Below are 16,055 nucleotides of genomic sequence, written 5' to 3'. Positions count from 1 at the left end.
CTTATACGGGCGACGCTCGAGTGTACGGGTATGGCACTCCGTGTCGACGACCAGGAGGGGTCACTCCGGGAGATCGAGGTGTTCGACGGTGGGTTCAGCTGGATCGCCCACCCCGACGAGACGATGCAACGGGCGAGTCACGCACTGGCAGCCAACGGCGAGGTGTGGGTGGTCGACCCCGTCGACGCGGCGGGTCTCGACGACCACCTCGCCGAGTTGGGACCGGTCGCGGGCGTCGTGGTCTGTCTCGACCGACACAAACGCGACGCCGCGGCGCTCGCGAAGCGCCACGACTGCCCGGTCTACCTGCCGGAGTTCTTCGACGGCGTCGCCGAGGACCTGCCCGCCGAGACGCCGATCGGCCGCTTCGAGAGCGAACTCGGGGAGACGGGCATCGAGGCGCACATCGTCCGCGACAGTCGGTTCTGGCAGGAGGTCGCGCTCTACGATCCCGCCCACCGGACGCTGCTGGTCCCCGAATCCGTCGGGACGGCCGCCTACTTCCGCACCGGGAACGAACGCCTCGGCGTCCACCCGATGCGGCGGGCGTTCCCACCGCGAGACGCACTCGAGCCCTTCGTCGCCGAACCCGGCCGCCCGCTCGAGCGGGTCCTGGTCGGCCACGGCCCGGCCGTGACCCGCGGGGCGAGGGTAGCGCTCAGAGAAGCGCTCTCGGGATCGCGGCGGCGGCTGCCACGGCTGTACGCGAAGAACGCGGTGTCGATGCTCCCGTTCTGAGGCGGTGTGGGGCAATCAGCGCGATCGGTCTCGAGGGCGAAACGCGAGCCGCGGGCGGGATAGGACTAACTGTACCGAGCGTCTATGGAGTGTGTGGTGTACGCGACGCGCGGCCTGATCGACGTCTTGCTCGACCTCGCGAGCGACGCCGATCCGGAGTCGATGACGACGGGGCTCTCGGTGACACGAGCGGGCGAACTCACCGGCGAATCCGTCGGGGCGCTGCCCGCCGAGACACCGGTGTTCACCGACTTCTTCCTCCCCGACCCCGGAAATCCCGTCAACGCCGTCTTCGGCGTCGACCTCTCGACGCCCGCCAGACAGACCCAGGGGCGGTTCGTCTCCCACCCGATGGGCGAGCTCTCGGTCTCGAAACGCGACCACTTAGCGCAGGTGATCTTCGTCGCGGTTCCGCCGTGGTCGGCCGACCCGACGTCGATTCGCGCGTTCGACCGGCGCGGGCGACGCCAGCCGCTCGAGTTGCTCGACGCAGAGCCGCCAGAAGAACGGTTCTCGTGAGCGGGCAGGTCAGCAGAACGGTTCTCGTGAGCGAGCGCTCCGACTCGCGTCTGGCCGCTCAGTCGAGATAGCCCAGTCCCTTCAGCTGCTCGGTGATCTCTTCGAACTCCGCTTCGGTGAGCTGGCCGCTTCGCTGGTGTTGAATAACGATACTGCGCAGGAGGAAGCGCACGAGGTCGCTCGTGCTCTGAAAGCTCGTTCCTTCGATCGTCTCCTCGACGCGGGCGGCGAGGTCCTTCGGAATCGAGACCGTGGTGTACTCGGTCATGGTAGACACCTCCGTCGGAGGCGGTATAGGACTGTCGGGACCCGGGAGGACGCCCCCTGCGGCGTGAACCCACCGCCGGACGACTCCACAGGCGTTTTTATGGCCGACTTCGTAGGCTCCCCGCATGGGCGTCCGACCACCGACGAACGGCGGAGACGACGACGCAGGCGGTATCGAGTTCGGTATCGCGGCGTTAGAGCCACACCTCGAGACAGCGGACCTCTCGTTTCCCGCGACCAGAGCGGACGTCGCGGCCGCCCTCGGCGAGACGGCGGTCGCCTACGACGTACACGGAAATACCGTCGAAGTGGGCGAGATTCTCGAGCAGGTCGACCAGGCGGAGTTCTCGAGCGAGATCGATCTGCTGAACGCGCTCCACCCGGCGTTCGAGGAGTACCGGAAACGACACGGCCGCGGCGTCATCGGACAGGTCCGCTCACTCCTGCCGTTCTGAGCGACGTGCAGACGGCCACCGAAGACCCACGGTTAGCGCCGTCGCTCGTCCTCGCGAGCGATTCGCTCGAGGCGGCGGCGCTGTTCGCGGTGGAGCGAGACGATCATATCGGAGAGGACGCCGAACATCAGCAGTTGGACGCCGAGGAGGATGCCCGCAGCGGCGACGAGCGCGAGAATCTCGTGGCCGCGTCCGTACCAGACCCACTGTGAGAGGACGTAGAGGGCGACGAGCGCCCCCGAGACGATGGCCGTGACGCCGAGGCTGCCGAAGTAAAACAGCGGATTGTGCGTCTTCGCCAGCGAGTAGAGTGTCAAGATGATCGTCCCGCCGTCCCAGACGGGGTGGAGGTTCGTCTCCGAGTCGTCCGGCCGCGAGCGGTAGCTGATCGGGACGACCGTCGTATCGATGTCGTGTTTGACACACTCGACGGCGAGTTCCGTCTCGATCGTAAAGCCCTCCGCCGAGAGCGAGAGTTTGCGGAACGAGTCGGTCGTAAACGCCCGGTAGCCCGAGAGGATGTCGTCGTAATCGCTGCCGTGGATGAAGCGAAAGGCCCCGTTGATCAGCCGGTTGCCGACGCCGTTGAGCCGTCGCATCGCGTCGGTCTCCATGTTCGCAAAGCGGTTGCCGATCACGTGTTCGTACCCGTCTGCGAGTGGCTCGAGCATCGCCGCCGCGTCCGCCGGATCGTAGGTGCCGTCGCCGTCGACCATCAACACGTAGGGCACGTCGACGTACTCGAGCGCCTCGCGGACGGCCTGGCCCTTGCCGCTGCCCGACTGGGTCATGACGCGCGCGCCGCGTTCGCGGGCGATTTCGCGCGTCTCGTCGTCGGAGTCGCCGTCGACGACGAAGACGTTCGGGTAGCCTTCGGCGGTGAAGCCGTCGATCACCGCGCCGATCGTCGCCGCCTCGTTGAGCGTCGGAATCAGGACGCAGACAGCGGTTGCAGAAATTTCGGCGTCGTCGACGGCACTCGCCCCATCGGTCCGCAAGAACGAAGCCGACCCCACCGCGTCGTCGTTCATCGTCAGGGAGTTCCCCTCGAAGCGCAAAAGGTTACTGGTCGACTGCGTCGCCGTTCATGGGCTCACCAGGTCAGCCCCTCGTAGACCTCGAGTGCGTCCTCGTCGACGGCGATCCGACGACCGTCGACGACGATCCGACGCGCCATGCCGTCGAACGCGAGGTCGTCGAACGCCGGCCAGTCGGTCGCGACGACGCAGGCGTCGGCCCCCTCGAGTGCGGCCGCTGCCGACTCGGCGTACTCGACCTCGAGTGCGGGATAGCGAGTCCTGACGTTCTCCATCGCAACCGGGTCGTAGGCGACGACACTCGCCCCGCGCTCGCGCAGGTGTTCGATCACGTCGAGCGCACGCGACGCTCGCACGTCGTCCGTGCCGGGTTTGAACGCCAGGCCGAGGACGGCGACGCGCGCCCCCTCGAGTGAGAGGTGGCCCTCGAGACGGTCGACCAGCGCGACCGGCTGGCGATCGTTGACCGCCACGACGGCATCCAGGAGTTCGGGGTCGTAGCCCTGCTCGCGCGCACCGGCACGCAGCGCGTTGACGTCCTTCGGGAAACAGGAGCCACCCCAGCCCAGCCCCGAGCGGAGAAAGCGCGCCGAGATCCGATCGTCGAGCCCAACCGCCTCGAGCACCTCGTAAGCGTCCGCGCCGTAGGCCTTCGAGACGTTCCCCAGTTCGTTCGCCAGCGACACCTTCGCGGCGAGGAAGGCGTTGTTCGCGTACTTGATGAGTTCTGCCTCACGGATTCCGGTCTCGACGAGGTGGGTCTCGGGGCGCTCGAGGATCGGCGCGTAGAGGTCGCGGAGGGTCGCGCCGGCGTGGTCGGTCTCGGTCCCGAGGACGACCTTGTCGGGCTCGAGGAAGTCCGTCACGGCGGTACTCATCCGGAGGAACTCGGGGTTCATCGCGAGGTGGAGGTCCTCACCGACGCGTTTTCCCGACGTCTCGGCGACGATCGAGCCGACGACCCCCTCGGTCGTTCCGGGGAGCACCGTACTCTTGACGACGACGAGGTGCGCTCCGTCTGTCGCCGCGAGCGCCTCCCCGAGCGACCGAGCGCCTGCGCGCGTGATCTCGAGGTCGAGCGCGCCGTCGTCGTCCTGTGGCGTCGGCAGACACAGGACGGTGAGGTCGGTGTCGACGACGGCGTCGTAGTCGGTCGTCGCCCGCAGACGGGAGCCAGCGTGGTCGGCGAGCAGGTCGGCGAGTCCGGGCTCGTGGATCGGCGTCTCGCCCGCGTTGATCGCCTCGACGATGTCGTCGTCGATCTCGACGTTGACGACCTCGTGGCCCAGTTCCGCGAGACAGGCGGCGACCGTCGTGCCGACGTAGCCGCTGCCGACGATAGAGACGTGCATATGGTTACGGGAGCCTCGAGTCAGTTAGCCGTTTTCGTCCCGATCAGGAGTCGCGGATCAGGCCTCGCTGTTTGAGTTCGTCGTGAGCGTCTTCGAAGTTGTCCTCGGCCTCCCGGGTTTCGGCCCAGCCGACGAGTTCCTCGATACCGTCACGCAGTGAGACGCTGGCGGTGAACTCAAGGAGCCGTTCGGCCCGGCTGGTGTCGGCGTAACAGTGACGGATATCACCCGCCCGAAAGTCGTCAGCGACCTCGGGTTCGACGGTGTCGCTCGCGCCGTACTCGTCGATCAACGCGTCCGCGATGTCGCGGATGGTGTGCGGGTTCCCGGTGCCGACGTTGATCGCCTCGTCGGCGATCGGTGCCTCCACCGCGGCGACGTTCGCACGGGCGACGTCGCTAACGTGTACGAAGTCGCGCGACTGTGCACCATCTTCGAACAACAGGGGTGGATTGCCGTTTTTGATCCGACTCGAGAAGATGGCGCAGACGCCGGTGTAGGGGTTATCGAGCGACTGCCGACTGCCGTAGATATTGAAGTAGCGGAGCGCGACGGTCGGGATGTCGTAGGCTCGACCGACCGCGCGACAGAGGTCTTCCTGGTCCCGTTTCGTGATCGCGTAGACACTGGTGCTGTCCAGGGGTTTCTCCTCGCTCGTCGGGCGTGCCTCGAGGGCGCCCTCACAGCGCTCACAGCGGTGTTCCCAGACGCCGTCGGCCATGTCGCGCTCGCGGCGACGCGTCGGGTAGCGAGCGGCGTCACAGTCCGGACAGTAGTAGGCACCTTCGCCGTAGAGCGACATCGAAGAGGCGACGACCAGTTTCTCGAGGTCGATCTCTTCGGTGACGAGGATGTCGAGGAGTCTGGCGGTCGCGAGCGTATTCACTTCGACGTACCGCTCGATCTCGTACATCGACTGGCCGACGCCGACCGCGCTGGCCTGGTGGTTCAACACGTCCGCCTCGGTCAGGAGGTCGGTCATCAGGTCCCGGTCTCGAACGTCACCCCAGACGTACGTCGCGTCGTCGTTGAGGTACTCGGGCTTCCCGTCGTGAACTTGGTCCGTGAGGTTGTCGACGACGGTGACGTCGTACCCGGCGTCGACCAGGTGGTCGACGACGTGACTACCGACGAAGCCCGCACCACCGGTGACGAGAACGTGAGTCATGACGGAGCACACTCGACGACCGAGCAAAAACGCCACGGTTCGAACGACTCAACAGCCTCCGGTGAGCGGCCAGCGAGCGGGCGGGTGACCCTGCCGGCCGGGCCGACCTAGTCGTCGCCGTCGAGTTCGTCGCGAAACGCCTCGACCGTCCGCTCGAGACCCGTCTCGAGGTCGACGGTCGGAGTCCACTCGAGGAGCTGTTCGATCCGCGAGAGGTCCGGACGGCGTATCGTCGGATCGTCCTGTGGCAGCGGTTCGTACCGGACGCTCGAGTCCGTCTCGATCACCTCGAGGACGAGTTCTGCGAGCGCCGAAATCGTGACTTCGTCGGGGCTGCCGACGTTGAGAACCTCACCGGCGGCGTCGGTGGGGGCGTCGGCGAACGCTCGGATACCCGCGACGAGATCGGAAACGTAGCAGAAACTCCTCGTCTGGGAGCCGTCACCGTAGACGGTCAGGTCGTCACCACGGAGCGCCTGAGAGACGAAGTTCGGAATTACCCGCCCGTCGGTCGGCGACATCCGCGGGCCGTAGGTGTTGAAGATCCTGACGGTCCTGGTATCGACGCCGTACTGCTGTTCGTAGGCGACGGCGAGCGCCTCGGAGAAGCGTTTGCTCTCGTCGTACGGCGCGCGCGGCCCACGAACCGTGACGTTGCCGTTGTACGACTCGGGTTGTGGGTGGACCTCTGGTTCACCGTACACTTCGCTTGTCGACGCGAGGATCACCGTCGCGTCGTGTTCGCGGGCGCACTCGAGCGCGTTCGCCGTTCCGAGGCTGTTCGTTCGGGCGATTTCGACGGCGTGCGTCTCGAAGTCGGCCGGACTCGCTCGGGAAGCGAAGTGGTAGACGGAGTCGACGGGACCGAGGTCCGGGAATGGCTCCGAGACGTCGTGGTCGAGGCTTCGAAACCGCTCTGAGTCGACGTGCTCGAGGTTCGTCGCGCGGCCGCTCCCAAAGTTGTCGAGGGAGGTAACCTGGTAGCCGTCGGCGAGCAACGAGTCGACGAGGTGGCTGCCGACGAAGCCTGCGCCGCCGGTGACGAGTGCGTGTGGTCTCCCCATCATAGGTTGATCGAACTGTTGTCGCCGAGGTTCAGATTCGTCGGCTGACCACACACCTCCGCGAAGTCGCCAACGATGCTCTCGGTGAGATTGATCTGTTCGATCGACGCCGCCTCGCCGATGATACTGTCCGTAACGATAGACGTCTCGACGTGTGTGCCGTCGTCGATACTGACGTTGGGACCGACGATACTACCCGTTACCGTGACCCCACGGCCGAAGTCGACCGGTGGGATAATCACGGAGTTATCACAGGTCTCGTCGCTGGTCTGAGAGTCTCGCGAGAGCAGGACCCGGTTCGCCTCGAGGAGGGTCTCCGGTCGCCCACAGTCGTACCACTCGTCGACTTCGAACGTCCGGAGGGTCACCCCGTCGTCGATGATCCGCTGGAGGGCGTCAGTGAGTTGGAACTCCCCGCCTGCACCCCGAAGGTCGTTCTCGATGAGGTGCCCGAGGGCATCCATCAACGCGTCGGTTCGCTCGACGACGTAGACGCCGCTGATCGCCAGATCCGAGGGAGGATCGTCGGGTTTCTCGACGAGGTTCACGACGTCGTCGCCGTCGACTTCGACGACGCCGTAGTGGCTGGGTTCGACCACACGCTTGACGCCGATGCTCCCGTCGTGTGCGTCGTCCTGACGGTGAATCTCGAGGAACCTGGCGTGACCGTTCTCGAAGAGCATGTCGCCGAGGGTGATGAGAATCGGCTCGCCGTCGATCGCCTCGCGCGCCTGATAGATGCTGTGGCCGAGACCTTCCGCGGAAGCCTGTTCGACGAAGGTGAACTCGAAGACCTCTCCGTACGCGTCGAGTGCGTACTCGAGGATCTGTGTCTGCATCGAGGTCCCCACGATGACGATCACCTCCGAGATGTCCGTCTCCGCGAGGCTCTCGAGAATGTGGCCGAGAATCGGCTGTCCCGCCAGCCTAACCATGGCTTTCGGTTTCGTGTGCGTGTGTGGGAAGAGGCGCGTCCCCTGGCCCGCCGCCGGAATCACCGCTTTCATAGCCGTCACCAACGACACCACCGAGTAAAGTGCATCGTTTCCCCACACTGTGACAGGTGCACCCGACGGTCTCGCTCGAGGTCGGCACGGGCGCGCCGATGTATCGAAAGCGCTTTCGAGAGGTGGGGAATGAAACAAACCAGCACGCACCGACGAGTGCGACGACACCGATGACAGACGCTCACGAGTCGACGACCCCCACCCACCGGCCGACGAGCGAAGAGATCGCGAGTCGGCTGGCGGCGGCCGATATCGCGGCCGACACAGCGACCGTCGTCGCCGAGAAGTCAGGGCCGTTCGACGTCGTCTACCGTGTGAGCGTTGACAACGACGACCTGCCGGCGGAACTGTACGTTCGCACCGTCCGAGGCGAGCGCGCACAGACCGTCCGCGAGGTGCTGGGTCGCGTCGACATCGAGACGCCGACCACGAGCGTCCTCGACGGTACGCCGTCCCTGCTCGTCAGCCATCCCGCGCGGGGGAGACCGCTCTCGACGGTTCTCCCGTTCGCGTTGCTCCCCGGAATCTGGCGGCTGCAACGGGCAGGTCTCGAATCGGCGTTCGCAACGATCGGCGAGACGGTCGGGACGCTACACGCCGCGACGCGACGCGAGTCGGTTCCAGTGGCGACAATCGCACCCCACGACCAGCGGCTCGAGGAGGTCCGTGCGTCGCTCGAGCACCTCGGTCTCGGGTCTGCGGTCACGGCGACCGTTCGCGAGCGCCTCGAGCGACTGGGTGGGGTCGAGTTCGCCGTGGCGACGAGTCACTGCGACCTGAGTCCACACAACATCTACTACTGCGGCGGCGACGTCGACCTGATCGACGTGGCGTTCGCCGACCGTCTCTTCGCGAGCGACCTCGTGAAGGCAGACATCGGCGTCACGCTCATGACGGGGCGATTGCCGTACGCGCGGGACGGACAGCGACGGCGACTGCTCGAGGCGTTCTGGGCCGGGTACGACTCGACGGGCATACCGGTCGACCCTCGCGCGACGGCGTATCGATCGCTTCGGCTCTACTACTACTGTCACATGCTGAATCGGTACGTCGAGGACGACGGTTTGAAGCGAGGGTTTCAGCTCACGAAGTGGACAGATGGGCGGCTCATCAGACGGATCGTTCGCAGAGAGTGCGAGCAGTGACAGCGGCTATAGTGACAACTGCAACGAGTTACACACTGATCGCCGACCCGTCTGGCGATCAGGTGTGCACTGACTTGCAGTGGCTACTATAGTAGGCGTCGAACGGACACGCTCCAGCGAACGTATCGATGAGCACACTTATGGCCGCAGGGTGGGGACGGGTTCAGTAAGCGGTCACTCGGCGAAAACGCCGGCCAGTGGTCGCCGGGCGCGGTGAACAGGACAATGAGACTCGGTCAAACCTCGGTCGTACACTTCGGGTCGTCAGCGCTCGCGTCGGCGATCGGGTTCCTGGCGACGATCTACTTCGCCAGAGAACTCGGAGCGGAGGTACTCGGCTTCTACGCACTCGTCCTGGCGGTCGCCTCGTGGCTGAAACTCGGCGGGACGATGGGCGTCTCGACGGCGACGACCAAGCGGATCAGTGAGGGCGAGGAACGGGAGGCGTACTTCACTGCGGGAGCGATCCTGATGGCTGCGTTGTTCACCGTGTTGATCGGTTTCGTCCTGGTGTTCGACGAACAGCTGACGGCGTACATCGGTCTCTCCGTCGGCGAGTTCATCGTCCTGCTCATGCTCGTAGGGCTGGCCCAGTCGCTCGTCAGTGCCGTCCTCATGGGGAACCACCTGGTTCACCTCGCGGGACTGTTGTCACCGATCAAGGTCGCGAGTCGGAGCGTCATCCAGGTCGGACTCGTCGTCGCTGGCTATGGACTGACCGGCATGCTCTTCGGGTACGTTCTCGGCGCGGCAGTCGCCGTCGTCGTCGGGCTGTCGTTCGTCACGATTCGCTTTCGAAAGCCCGCGCTCAGGCACTTTCGGAGTCTCTTCGAGTACGCGAAGTTCTCCTGGCTCGGCTCGGTGACCTCGCAGACGTTCAAGAATGTTGATATACTCGTGCTGGGGGTGTTCGTCCCCGCAGGTCTGGTCGGCATCTACTCCGTCGCGTGGACGATATCGAAGTTCCTCGACCTCTTCGGCTCGTCGGTCAGTGCGACGCTGTTCCCGGAAATCAGCAAACGCGCCGCCGAAGCCGACGACGACGGTGTCTCTGCACTCATCACCGACTCGATCGCGTACGCGGGGCTGGTGATGATCCCCGGTTTCGTCGGCGGCGCACTACTCGGCGAGCGCATCCTCAGAATCTACGGCGACGAGTTCCGCGTCGGAGCGACCGTCCTGACCATCTTGCTCGCCGCCTTGCTCGTCTACAGCTATCAGAAACAGCTCGGAAACAGCCTGAACGCGATCGACCGGCCCGACCTCGCGTTCCGCGTCAACACGACGTTCATCGTCGCGAACGTCGTCTTCAACGTCGCCCTCGTCTACGCGTTCGGCTGGATCGGTGCGGCGGTCGCCACCGGTCTCTCGGCGTTCGTCGCCCTCTGCGTCGCCTTCGTCTACCTCCGCCGGGCGGTGCACTTTCGCGTTCCCTACACGATGATTGCCCACCAGTGGATCGCCGCCCTCGCGATGGTCCCCTCCGTCTACGGCGGTCTCCACCTCGAGTCGAGCTACGGACTCGTCGGACACAACATCCTCCTCACGCTCGTGCTCGTCACGGTCGGTGCTGGCGTCTACTTCGCCGTCCTCTACGCCATCTCGCGGACGTTCAGGACGACCGTCAACCGGAACGTCGGCCTCGAGTTGCCGGGGTAACCCGCAGGCGAACCGGCATCTCTTTGGGCCGACCGTGACCACTCGAGAGAGATGGCCGACACCGGCCGGCAGCGAGCGCAGAGGGGAAACGCGAATGAGCGAGACTGAGGAACTCGAGCGGTTCTCGGCGGCGTACGGAGAGACGACCGTCGAGCGGACGTACCTCTCCTGGAAGCCCGGGACCTACCGATATCTCTTTCGGCCGAACCGGGAGGCACTGCGCTTTCTCTCGACCCGGATCGATGGTCCCGGGCTACCCGCGCGGTTCGCCTCGACAGCGATGGGCGCACTCTCGGCGTATCCGGCAGCGAGCCGACTGGTGTGGTCGTTCTCCGCGTGCCCAGTTGTGGTGCCAGCGGAGACGGCGTTCGATCTGTTCTGCATCGGCTACCGGACGACCGGCATCGACTTCGACGGCGAGCGGGTGGTGACGTTCCCGCGCGAGCGGGCGGACGGGTCGGCCGCGGCCGCACTCCGACGGGAGATCGACCTCAGAACGCGACTGCCCGAGACGGTTCACACGCCGCCAGTACTCGAGACGAACGACGCGTACCCGTACCTCGTCGAGCGCTACCTCGCGGGGCGAGAACTCACTGGTCCGGTCGCCGGCTGGGACGCGATTCGGCCTGCACTGCGGTCGCTGTGTGCGCTGTACAGCCGCGAGCCGTCGACGACCGTGGCGATGAACGAGGCGCAACGGCACCTCGAGACGACCGTACGCGAGCGCGGCTGGGACGACGACCCGGTGGTCGAACGCGCGCTGGACCTGCTCGATCAACTCGAGTTGCCACCGTCGCTCAGGCGCTGTCGCGTCCACGGCGACTTCCACGTCGGAAACCTCCTTGCGACGGCTGACGGCGTCCAGATACTCGACTGGGAAGACAGCAAGGTCGACTACGCGGTGGGCGATTTCGTCAAACTGTTCGCCACCCACGCCGCGAACACTGGCGACACCGGCGTCCTCGAGGAGATAGTCCGGAACACTGGGACTGGCGGGGCGATTGCGAACGCGTACGCGAGCGATGCGGGCCCGCTCGTCTTCGAGCGAGGGACGTTTCCCGGCGGCGTGGTCGTCTTTCACATTCTCACGCGAATCACGAGACGGGACGGGCCAACGACCGATTACTGGTACGACGCGCTCGAGGCGCTCCTCGAACACCGCCCGTGACGGCCATCCCCTCGCCGTAATGGGTAAGAGGTGGAGCCACCACTGTCGAGATATCGACTAATGAACGTCGCCATCGCGAGACCCGTGCCAGCCAGAAACAACACGTCGTTCGACGCGCAGTTGCGCTGTTACGAGCACATCTGTGCGACGTCCGACGTGACGATCGATGTCGTCGCGGACCGACGAAACGGATTACAGAGTGATACGCTCTCCGTCGTCGAGGTACGACCGGATGCGAGAGACCGGGTGCGCTGTCTCGCGAGAAAGGGATTCAACAAGGTCACCTCGCGATACGACTTCGTCTCGAGCGATTACTCGTCACTCGGTGCGGTCCTCGCGGACGGCGACTACGACGTCGTCGAGACCTCCGATCCGACGCTCTATCCGTACGCGTGGCGGGCACTCGAAGGCGCACGCCGCCTCGAAGCGGGCATCGTCTGTGGCTCGTCAGTCACGTTGACACTGTCGACTCCCGTGAACGACCGGCGCGCACGCGAGGTGATGGACGCTGCCGGTTCCATCCTCTGTATCACACCGCTCGCGGCCGAGCGGTTCCAGCGGCTGGGGCTGCTCGAGACCGAGAGTGAGCGGGTGGTCTACCCCGGCCACCCGATCGACACCGACGTGTTCGCACCACCGGCGACCGACCGGACGGATCGGACGGGACCGATCACGGTCCTCACGATCGGACGGCTCGAGCAGCGGAAGGGCTACGAGTACCTCCTCGAAGCGATCACGACGCTCGTAGACGACGGTGTCGACCTCGAGTGGGAGGTCGTCGGCGACGGGCCGTTGCGAGGGGACCTCGAGCGACGCCTCGACGCCGCGGGGCTAACAGAGCAGGTAACACTCCACGGCGTCGTCGACCACGCCCGGATTCACGAGCGGTACCGACAGGCGGATATCTTCGCGCTCCACTCGCTGCGAACTGAGCGCTGGGAGGAGTACTTCGGCGTCGTCTACGCCGAAGCGATGAGCGCCGGGCTCCCGGTCGTCGCGAGCGAGTCGGGGGCGATTCCGTGGGTCGTGAGAGACGGCGTCGACGGAATGCTCGTCGAGGAGCGATCGGCAGCGGGAATCGCCGACGCGGTGCGGACGCTCGTCGACGATCCACAGTTGCGCGCAGAACTCGGAGCGAATGCGAGGGCGGCCGTCCTCGAGCGCTTCTCGAAAGAGCGGGTCGCCGAGACGTTCGTCTCCGCCTGGGAGCAGGCCGCGAACGCGGGGGTGCGCACGTGAGCGAACCGACGGCGAGCGACGCGTCGGTCACTCTCGTGATCCTGGTCGACGCGTTCAGAAACGACTACCCCAGCCCCGAGCGGACGCCTTTCATCGCCGCACTCGCCGACGAGGGCGCGTACGGTCGCGTCCGGGAACCGTTCGGCTTCCAGGTCAGACCGGCCTTCTTCGCCGGTCTCTATCCCGAGACCAGCGGGATTAGCACGATGTTTCGAACGGCCGAGCACACCGCAGAGGCGCCCTTCTCGGTCGCCCGATACGTGCCGGCCTGGTTCGACAACCGACGGATCGTCGACTGGGCCATCAGGCGAGGACTCGAGCGCTACGTCAGGTACCGGACGCCTCACTCGGCGCTCGCGGAGTACGCCACCCCCGCCGACGTGCCGCTCGACGAACTGCACCGGTTCGACTTCGCCGAGAAGGAACTACCGTGGCACGAACACTACGTCGAACAGCAGACGGTGTTCGACTGCTTGCGTGCGAGCGACCGCGAGTGGGCGTACTTCGGCTGGCCGCTGACGACGGGGTACGACTCCGACGAGGCGTGTGCCGAGTCGTGTATGGAGGCCGCCTCGAGACGGCCGTCGTTCGTCTACCTCCACCTCTCGCAACTGGACGGACTCGGACACGCACACGGACCCGACGCCGACGAAATCGACGGCGGACTCGAGCGCGTCGATAGGCTGGTCGAGGCGGTATACACCCACTACGACGCCCACTACGAGACGGTCAACCTCGTGTTGTTCGGCGACCACGGAATGGTCGGCGTCGAGTCGACGATCGACGTCCTCGGCGCGCTCGAGGCGGCAGGTCTCCAGCCGGGCGACGGCTTCGACCTCTTTCTCGACTCGACGATCGCCCGCTTCTGGTTCGACGACGAGGCGACCCGCGAGGCGGTGAGCGAAGTGGTCCGGTCGCTGCCAGCCAGTCGCATCCTCGACGAGGACGACGAACGCCGGTACCGGATCCGGTTCGGTGACGACCGCTACGGCGACCTGTTCGTCCTCGTCGAACCGGGAACGGTGATCGAACCGAACTACTTTCACCGGGGCGGGCAAACCGTCGCGGGAATGCACGGCTACGCACCGGAGGTGATCGACGACCAGGGTGGGTTGCTGGTACACGCACCGGGTCGTCGACTCGTAGGCTTCGAGGAGGTCGCCATGGTCGACCTGTTCCCGACCACGCTCGACCTTCTCGGGTTGCCGACACCGGAGACGAGCGAGGGGACGAGCCTCGTCGAGCCAGCACAGACGCACGCGTCGGGCGGTGAGGGTGATGAGTGAGACCAGCGGAGACGTCGGGATCGTGATCCGAGCGCGAAACGAAGCCGAGATGATCGGCGAGACGCTCTCGATGATCGACCGACAGCGCCACCCACCCGCCGAGGTCGTCGTCGTCGACTGCCACTCGACGGACGGGACCCGCGACATCGCCGCCGAGTACGGGGCGACGGTCGTCGACATGCACCCGGACGAGTTCACCTACGGCTACGGGATCAACGTCGGCATCGAACACACCGAGAGCGACCTGTGTTGCATCCTGAGCGCGCACGCCGTCCCCACGACGACGGCGTGGCTCGAGAACCTCGTGGCGGCGCTCGACGATCCCGAAACGGCGGCCGCCTACGGCCGACAGGTCGTCAGCGAGCAGGGAGACCCGCTCGAGCGGCGCAGCCTCGAGGCGGTCTTCGGGACGGACGAACGCCTCCAGCGTCGGGACCCGTTCTTCTCGAACGCGAACTCGCTGGTGAGACGTGAGTGCTGGGAGCGGGTGCCGTTCGACGAGGAGGTCTCGTACTCCGAGGACCGACTCTGGGCACGCGAGATGCAGCAACGGGGGTACGCGATCAGATACGTTCCGACGGCCCCGGTCTTTCACGAACACCGCGAGAGTCTCCGAGACGCCTACAGGCGGAACGTAAACCAGGGGCGCGCAGAGCGTGACATAGACGGAACACGCCCGTCCCCGTTGGCGATACCGCGAAACGTCGTTCGCGAAGTCGGTCTCGACTACCTCCACTTCGGCAGAAACCCGCGCGAGTGGAGCATCGTCGACCTCGTACGCGCACCGTTCGTCAGGACCGCAGAGCAGGTGGGATTCTACGATGGGACGAGACGCTAGCCTGATACAGACTCACCGGTACACGCCTCGGGGCGAGGCGAGCGAGCGGCGGGTACGTCGCGACCTCGAGACGATCGTCGAGACGTTCTCAGACCACTGCGAGGGAACGTTCGTCCTCTCCGGAAGCTTCGGACGCGAGGAGGGATCCGTCGAACGAACCCCCGACAGCTGGGTGCCGGTCAACGACTACGACCTGATCGTCGTGCCGGAGGAGGGTGCCTCGTGTGACGTCGCGTGGCTCGAGCGCCGAGCGGACGCGCTGGCAGAGGAACTCGGCATCGACTTCGTCGACGTGATGGTGACCTCGCGAGCGGACCTCGAGCGTTCCCGTCCAACCATCTTCAACTACGATCTCAAGTACGGCTCCGTACCGATCTACGGCGATCCGGATATCCTCGAACTCGTCCCCGCCTTCGAGCCGACGGACATCCCGACCTACGAGGCCGTCGTCCTCCTCTCGAACCGGTTGGCCGGCCTGCTGGGTGGGCTACAGGCCGGGCGCTCGAGGGCGTACCTCGAGAATCAGGTGACGAAACTCGCACTGGCGTGGACCGACAGCCTGCTGTTGGCCCAGGGGCGCTTCGAGCCGACCTACCGCGGAAAGTACGACCTCCTCGAGCAGTTAGTGGCGGACGAGACACTGACGGGACTGCCGCGAGCCGACGACATCTGTGCCCTCGCAGGCGAGGCCCTCACGCGGAAGTACGAACCCGAGCGAACGGTCGACGTCTCGGACGAGACGGTCGAGCGCTACGCCTCGCTCACCGCGACCGTCTTCACGCACGTTCTCGAGGCGGAGTTCGACAGGGAGTTCGACGGAATCGCGCCAGCGCTCGCTCACCTGGCGAGGACGCGCCGACGACCGAAACAACTGGCCTGGAACGTCTATCGCCTGGCGAGGTCCGACAGCGTGACGAGACGGACACTCGTTCGGTGTCTGCCGTATCTCGGCGAGGACAGCGTCCGGGCGAGCGTCAGCACCGGTCTCTTTCTGGCGCTCGAGAACGGTCCCACCGTCGGTCGAACACCCCTCCTCGAGCGCGTCGACGCGACCGACGACGAGAGCGCCGCCTACGCGATGTACGACCTCTGGGACGCGCTCTATCACTGAGC

The 16,055-nt window shown here is 65.7% G+C and carries 16 protein-coding genes; 10 read left to right on the top strand and 6 right to left on the bottom strand.

What is annotated here, in order from left to right:
• Nucleotides 1-30 precede the first annotated feature (30 nt).
• Both N0B15_RS08700 and N0B15_RS08695 read left to right on the top strand, forming a co-directional pair.
• On the top strand, nucleotides 31-738 hold the full coding sequence (locus N0B15_RS08700; RefSeq protein ID WP_263019303.1) for a hypothetical protein: 708 nt from the start codon (nucleotides 31-33) through the stop codon (nucleotides 736-738).
• 93 nt (nucleotides 739-831) lie between these two features.
• On the top strand, nucleotides 832-1,257 hold the full coding sequence (locus tag N0B15_RS08695; RefSeq protein WP_263019302.1) for a JAB/MPN domain protein-containing protein: 426 nt from the start codon (nucleotides 832-834) through the stop codon (nucleotides 1,255-1,257).
• A gap of 58 nt (nucleotides 1,258-1,315) precedes the next feature.
• Here the strand turns inward: N0B15_RS08695 and N0B15_RS08690 are convergent, their stop codons facing one another.
• Nucleotides 1,316-1,525 carry a ribbon-helix-helix domain-containing protein gene (locus N0B15_RS08690; protein WP_263019301.1) on the bottom strand — a complete coding sequence of 70 codons (210 nt, stop codon included), beginning with the start codon at nucleotides 1,523-1,525 and terminating at the stop codon, nucleotides 1,316-1,318.
• Nucleotides 1,526-1,649: 124 nt separating this feature from the next.
• On the opposite strand from N0B15_RS08690, the gene N0B15_RS08685 reads away from it, so the two are divergent.
• Nucleotides 1,650-1,979 (top strand): DUF5789 family protein, encoded by a 330-nt coding sequence (locus N0B15_RS08685; RefSeq protein WP_263019300.1) that lies wholly within the window; start codon nucleotides 1,650-1,652, stop codon nucleotides 1,977-1,979.
• A 32-nt stretch (nucleotides 1,980-2,011) separates the two neighbouring features.
• Here N0B15_RS08685 and aglJ read toward each other — a convergent pair whose 3' ends face one another.
• The 5 genes from aglJ to N0B15_RS08660 form a co-directional block, all read right to left on the bottom strand.
• Nucleotides 2,012-3,010: an S-layer glycoprotein N-glycosyltransferase AglJ gene (gene aglJ, locus N0B15_RS08680; protein ID WP_263019299.1), complete on the bottom strand. Its 999-nt coding sequence runs from the start codon at nucleotides 3,008-3,010 to the stop codon at nucleotides 2,012-2,014.
• A 62-nt stretch (nucleotides 3,011-3,072) separates the two neighbouring features.
• Entirely contained in the window at nucleotides 3,073-4,368 is a 1,296-nt protein-coding gene (gene aglM, locus N0B15_RS08675) for a UDP-glucose 6-dehydrogenase AglM (protein ID WP_263019298.1), read from the bottom strand.
• A 43-nt stretch (nucleotides 4,369-4,411) separates the two neighbouring features.
• A complete protein-coding gene (locus N0B15_RS08670) occupies nucleotides 4,412-5,536 on the bottom strand; it encodes an NAD-dependent epimerase/dehydratase family protein (RefSeq protein WP_263019297.1) in 1,125 nt (374 codons plus the stop codon).
• Nucleotides 5,537-5,643: 107 nt separating this feature from the next.
• Nucleotides 5,644-6,600, bottom strand: a complete 957-nt coding sequence (locus tag N0B15_RS08665; protein ID WP_425494222.1) for an NAD-dependent epimerase/dehydratase family protein — start codon at nucleotides 6,598-6,600, stop codon at nucleotides 5,644-5,646.
• Nucleotides 6,600-7,607, bottom strand: coding sequence for a sugar phosphate nucleotidyltransferase (locus N0B15_RS08660; RefSeq protein WP_263019295.1), 1,008 nt, complete (start codon nucleotides 7,605-7,607; stop codon nucleotides 6,600-6,602). Before N0B15_RS08660 ends, N0B15_RS08665 begins: the two co-directional genes overlap by 1 nt.
• A 170-nt stretch (nucleotides 7,608-7,777) precedes the next feature.
• Here N0B15_RS08660 and N0B15_RS08655 point away from each other — a divergent pair, with 170 nt between their 5' ends.
• The 7 genes from N0B15_RS08655 (at nucleotide 7,778) to N0B15_RS08625 (ending at nucleotide 16,053) form a co-directional block, all read left to right on the top strand.
• Nucleotides 7,778-8,752 carry an aminoglycoside phosphotransferase/kinase family protein gene (locus N0B15_RS08655; RefSeq protein WP_263019294.1) on the top strand — a complete coding sequence of 325 codons (975 nt, stop codon included), beginning with the start codon at nucleotides 7,778-7,780 and terminating at the stop codon, nucleotides 8,750-8,752.
• Between the two features lie 225 nt (nucleotides 8,753-8,977).
• A complete protein-coding gene (locus N0B15_RS08650; protein ID WP_263019293.1) occupies nucleotides 8,978-10,411 on the top strand; it encodes an oligosaccharide flippase family protein in 1,434 nt (477 codons plus the stop codon).
• 94 nt (nucleotides 10,412-10,505) lie between these two features.
• A complete protein-coding gene (locus tag N0B15_RS08645; protein ID WP_263019292.1) occupies nucleotides 10,506-11,579 on the top strand; it encodes an aminoglycoside phosphotransferase family protein in 1,074 nt (357 codons plus the stop codon).
• 60 nt (nucleotides 11,580-11,639) lie between these two features.
• The gene (locus N0B15_RS08640) at nucleotides 11,640-12,818 is read left to right on the top strand and encodes a glycosyltransferase family 4 protein (protein ID WP_263019291.1); all 1,179 of its coding nucleotides are present in this window, start codon (nucleotides 11,640-11,642) and stop codon (nucleotides 12,816-12,818) included.
• Nucleotides 12,815-14,104, top strand: a complete 1,290-nt coding sequence (locus N0B15_RS08635; protein WP_263019290.1) for an alkaline phosphatase family protein — start codon at nucleotides 12,815-12,817, stop codon at nucleotides 14,102-14,104. The genes N0B15_RS08640 and N0B15_RS08635 overlap by 4 nt, the downstream gene beginning before the upstream one ends.
• On the top strand, nucleotides 14,097-14,942 hold the full coding sequence (locus N0B15_RS08630) for a glycosyltransferase family 2 protein (RefSeq protein ID WP_263019289.1): 846 nt from the start codon (nucleotides 14,097-14,099) through the stop codon (nucleotides 14,940-14,942). Before N0B15_RS08635 ends, N0B15_RS08630 begins: the two co-directional genes overlap by 8 nt.
• Nucleotides 14,926-16,053, top strand: a complete 1,128-nt coding sequence (locus N0B15_RS08625; RefSeq protein WP_263019288.1) for a hypothetical protein — start codon at nucleotides 14,926-14,928, stop codon at nucleotides 16,051-16,053. Before N0B15_RS08630 ends, N0B15_RS08625 begins: the two co-directional genes overlap by 17 nt.
• Nucleotides 16,054-16,055 lie beyond the last annotated feature (2 nt).

The sequence above is a fragment of the Natronobiforma cellulositropha genome (assembly GCF_025629245.1).
GTDB lineage: Archaea > Halobacteriota > Halobacteria > Halobacteriales > Natrialbaceae > Natronobiforma > Natronobiforma cellulositropha.
This window is presented reverse-complemented; position numbering and strand designations above follow the sequence as displayed.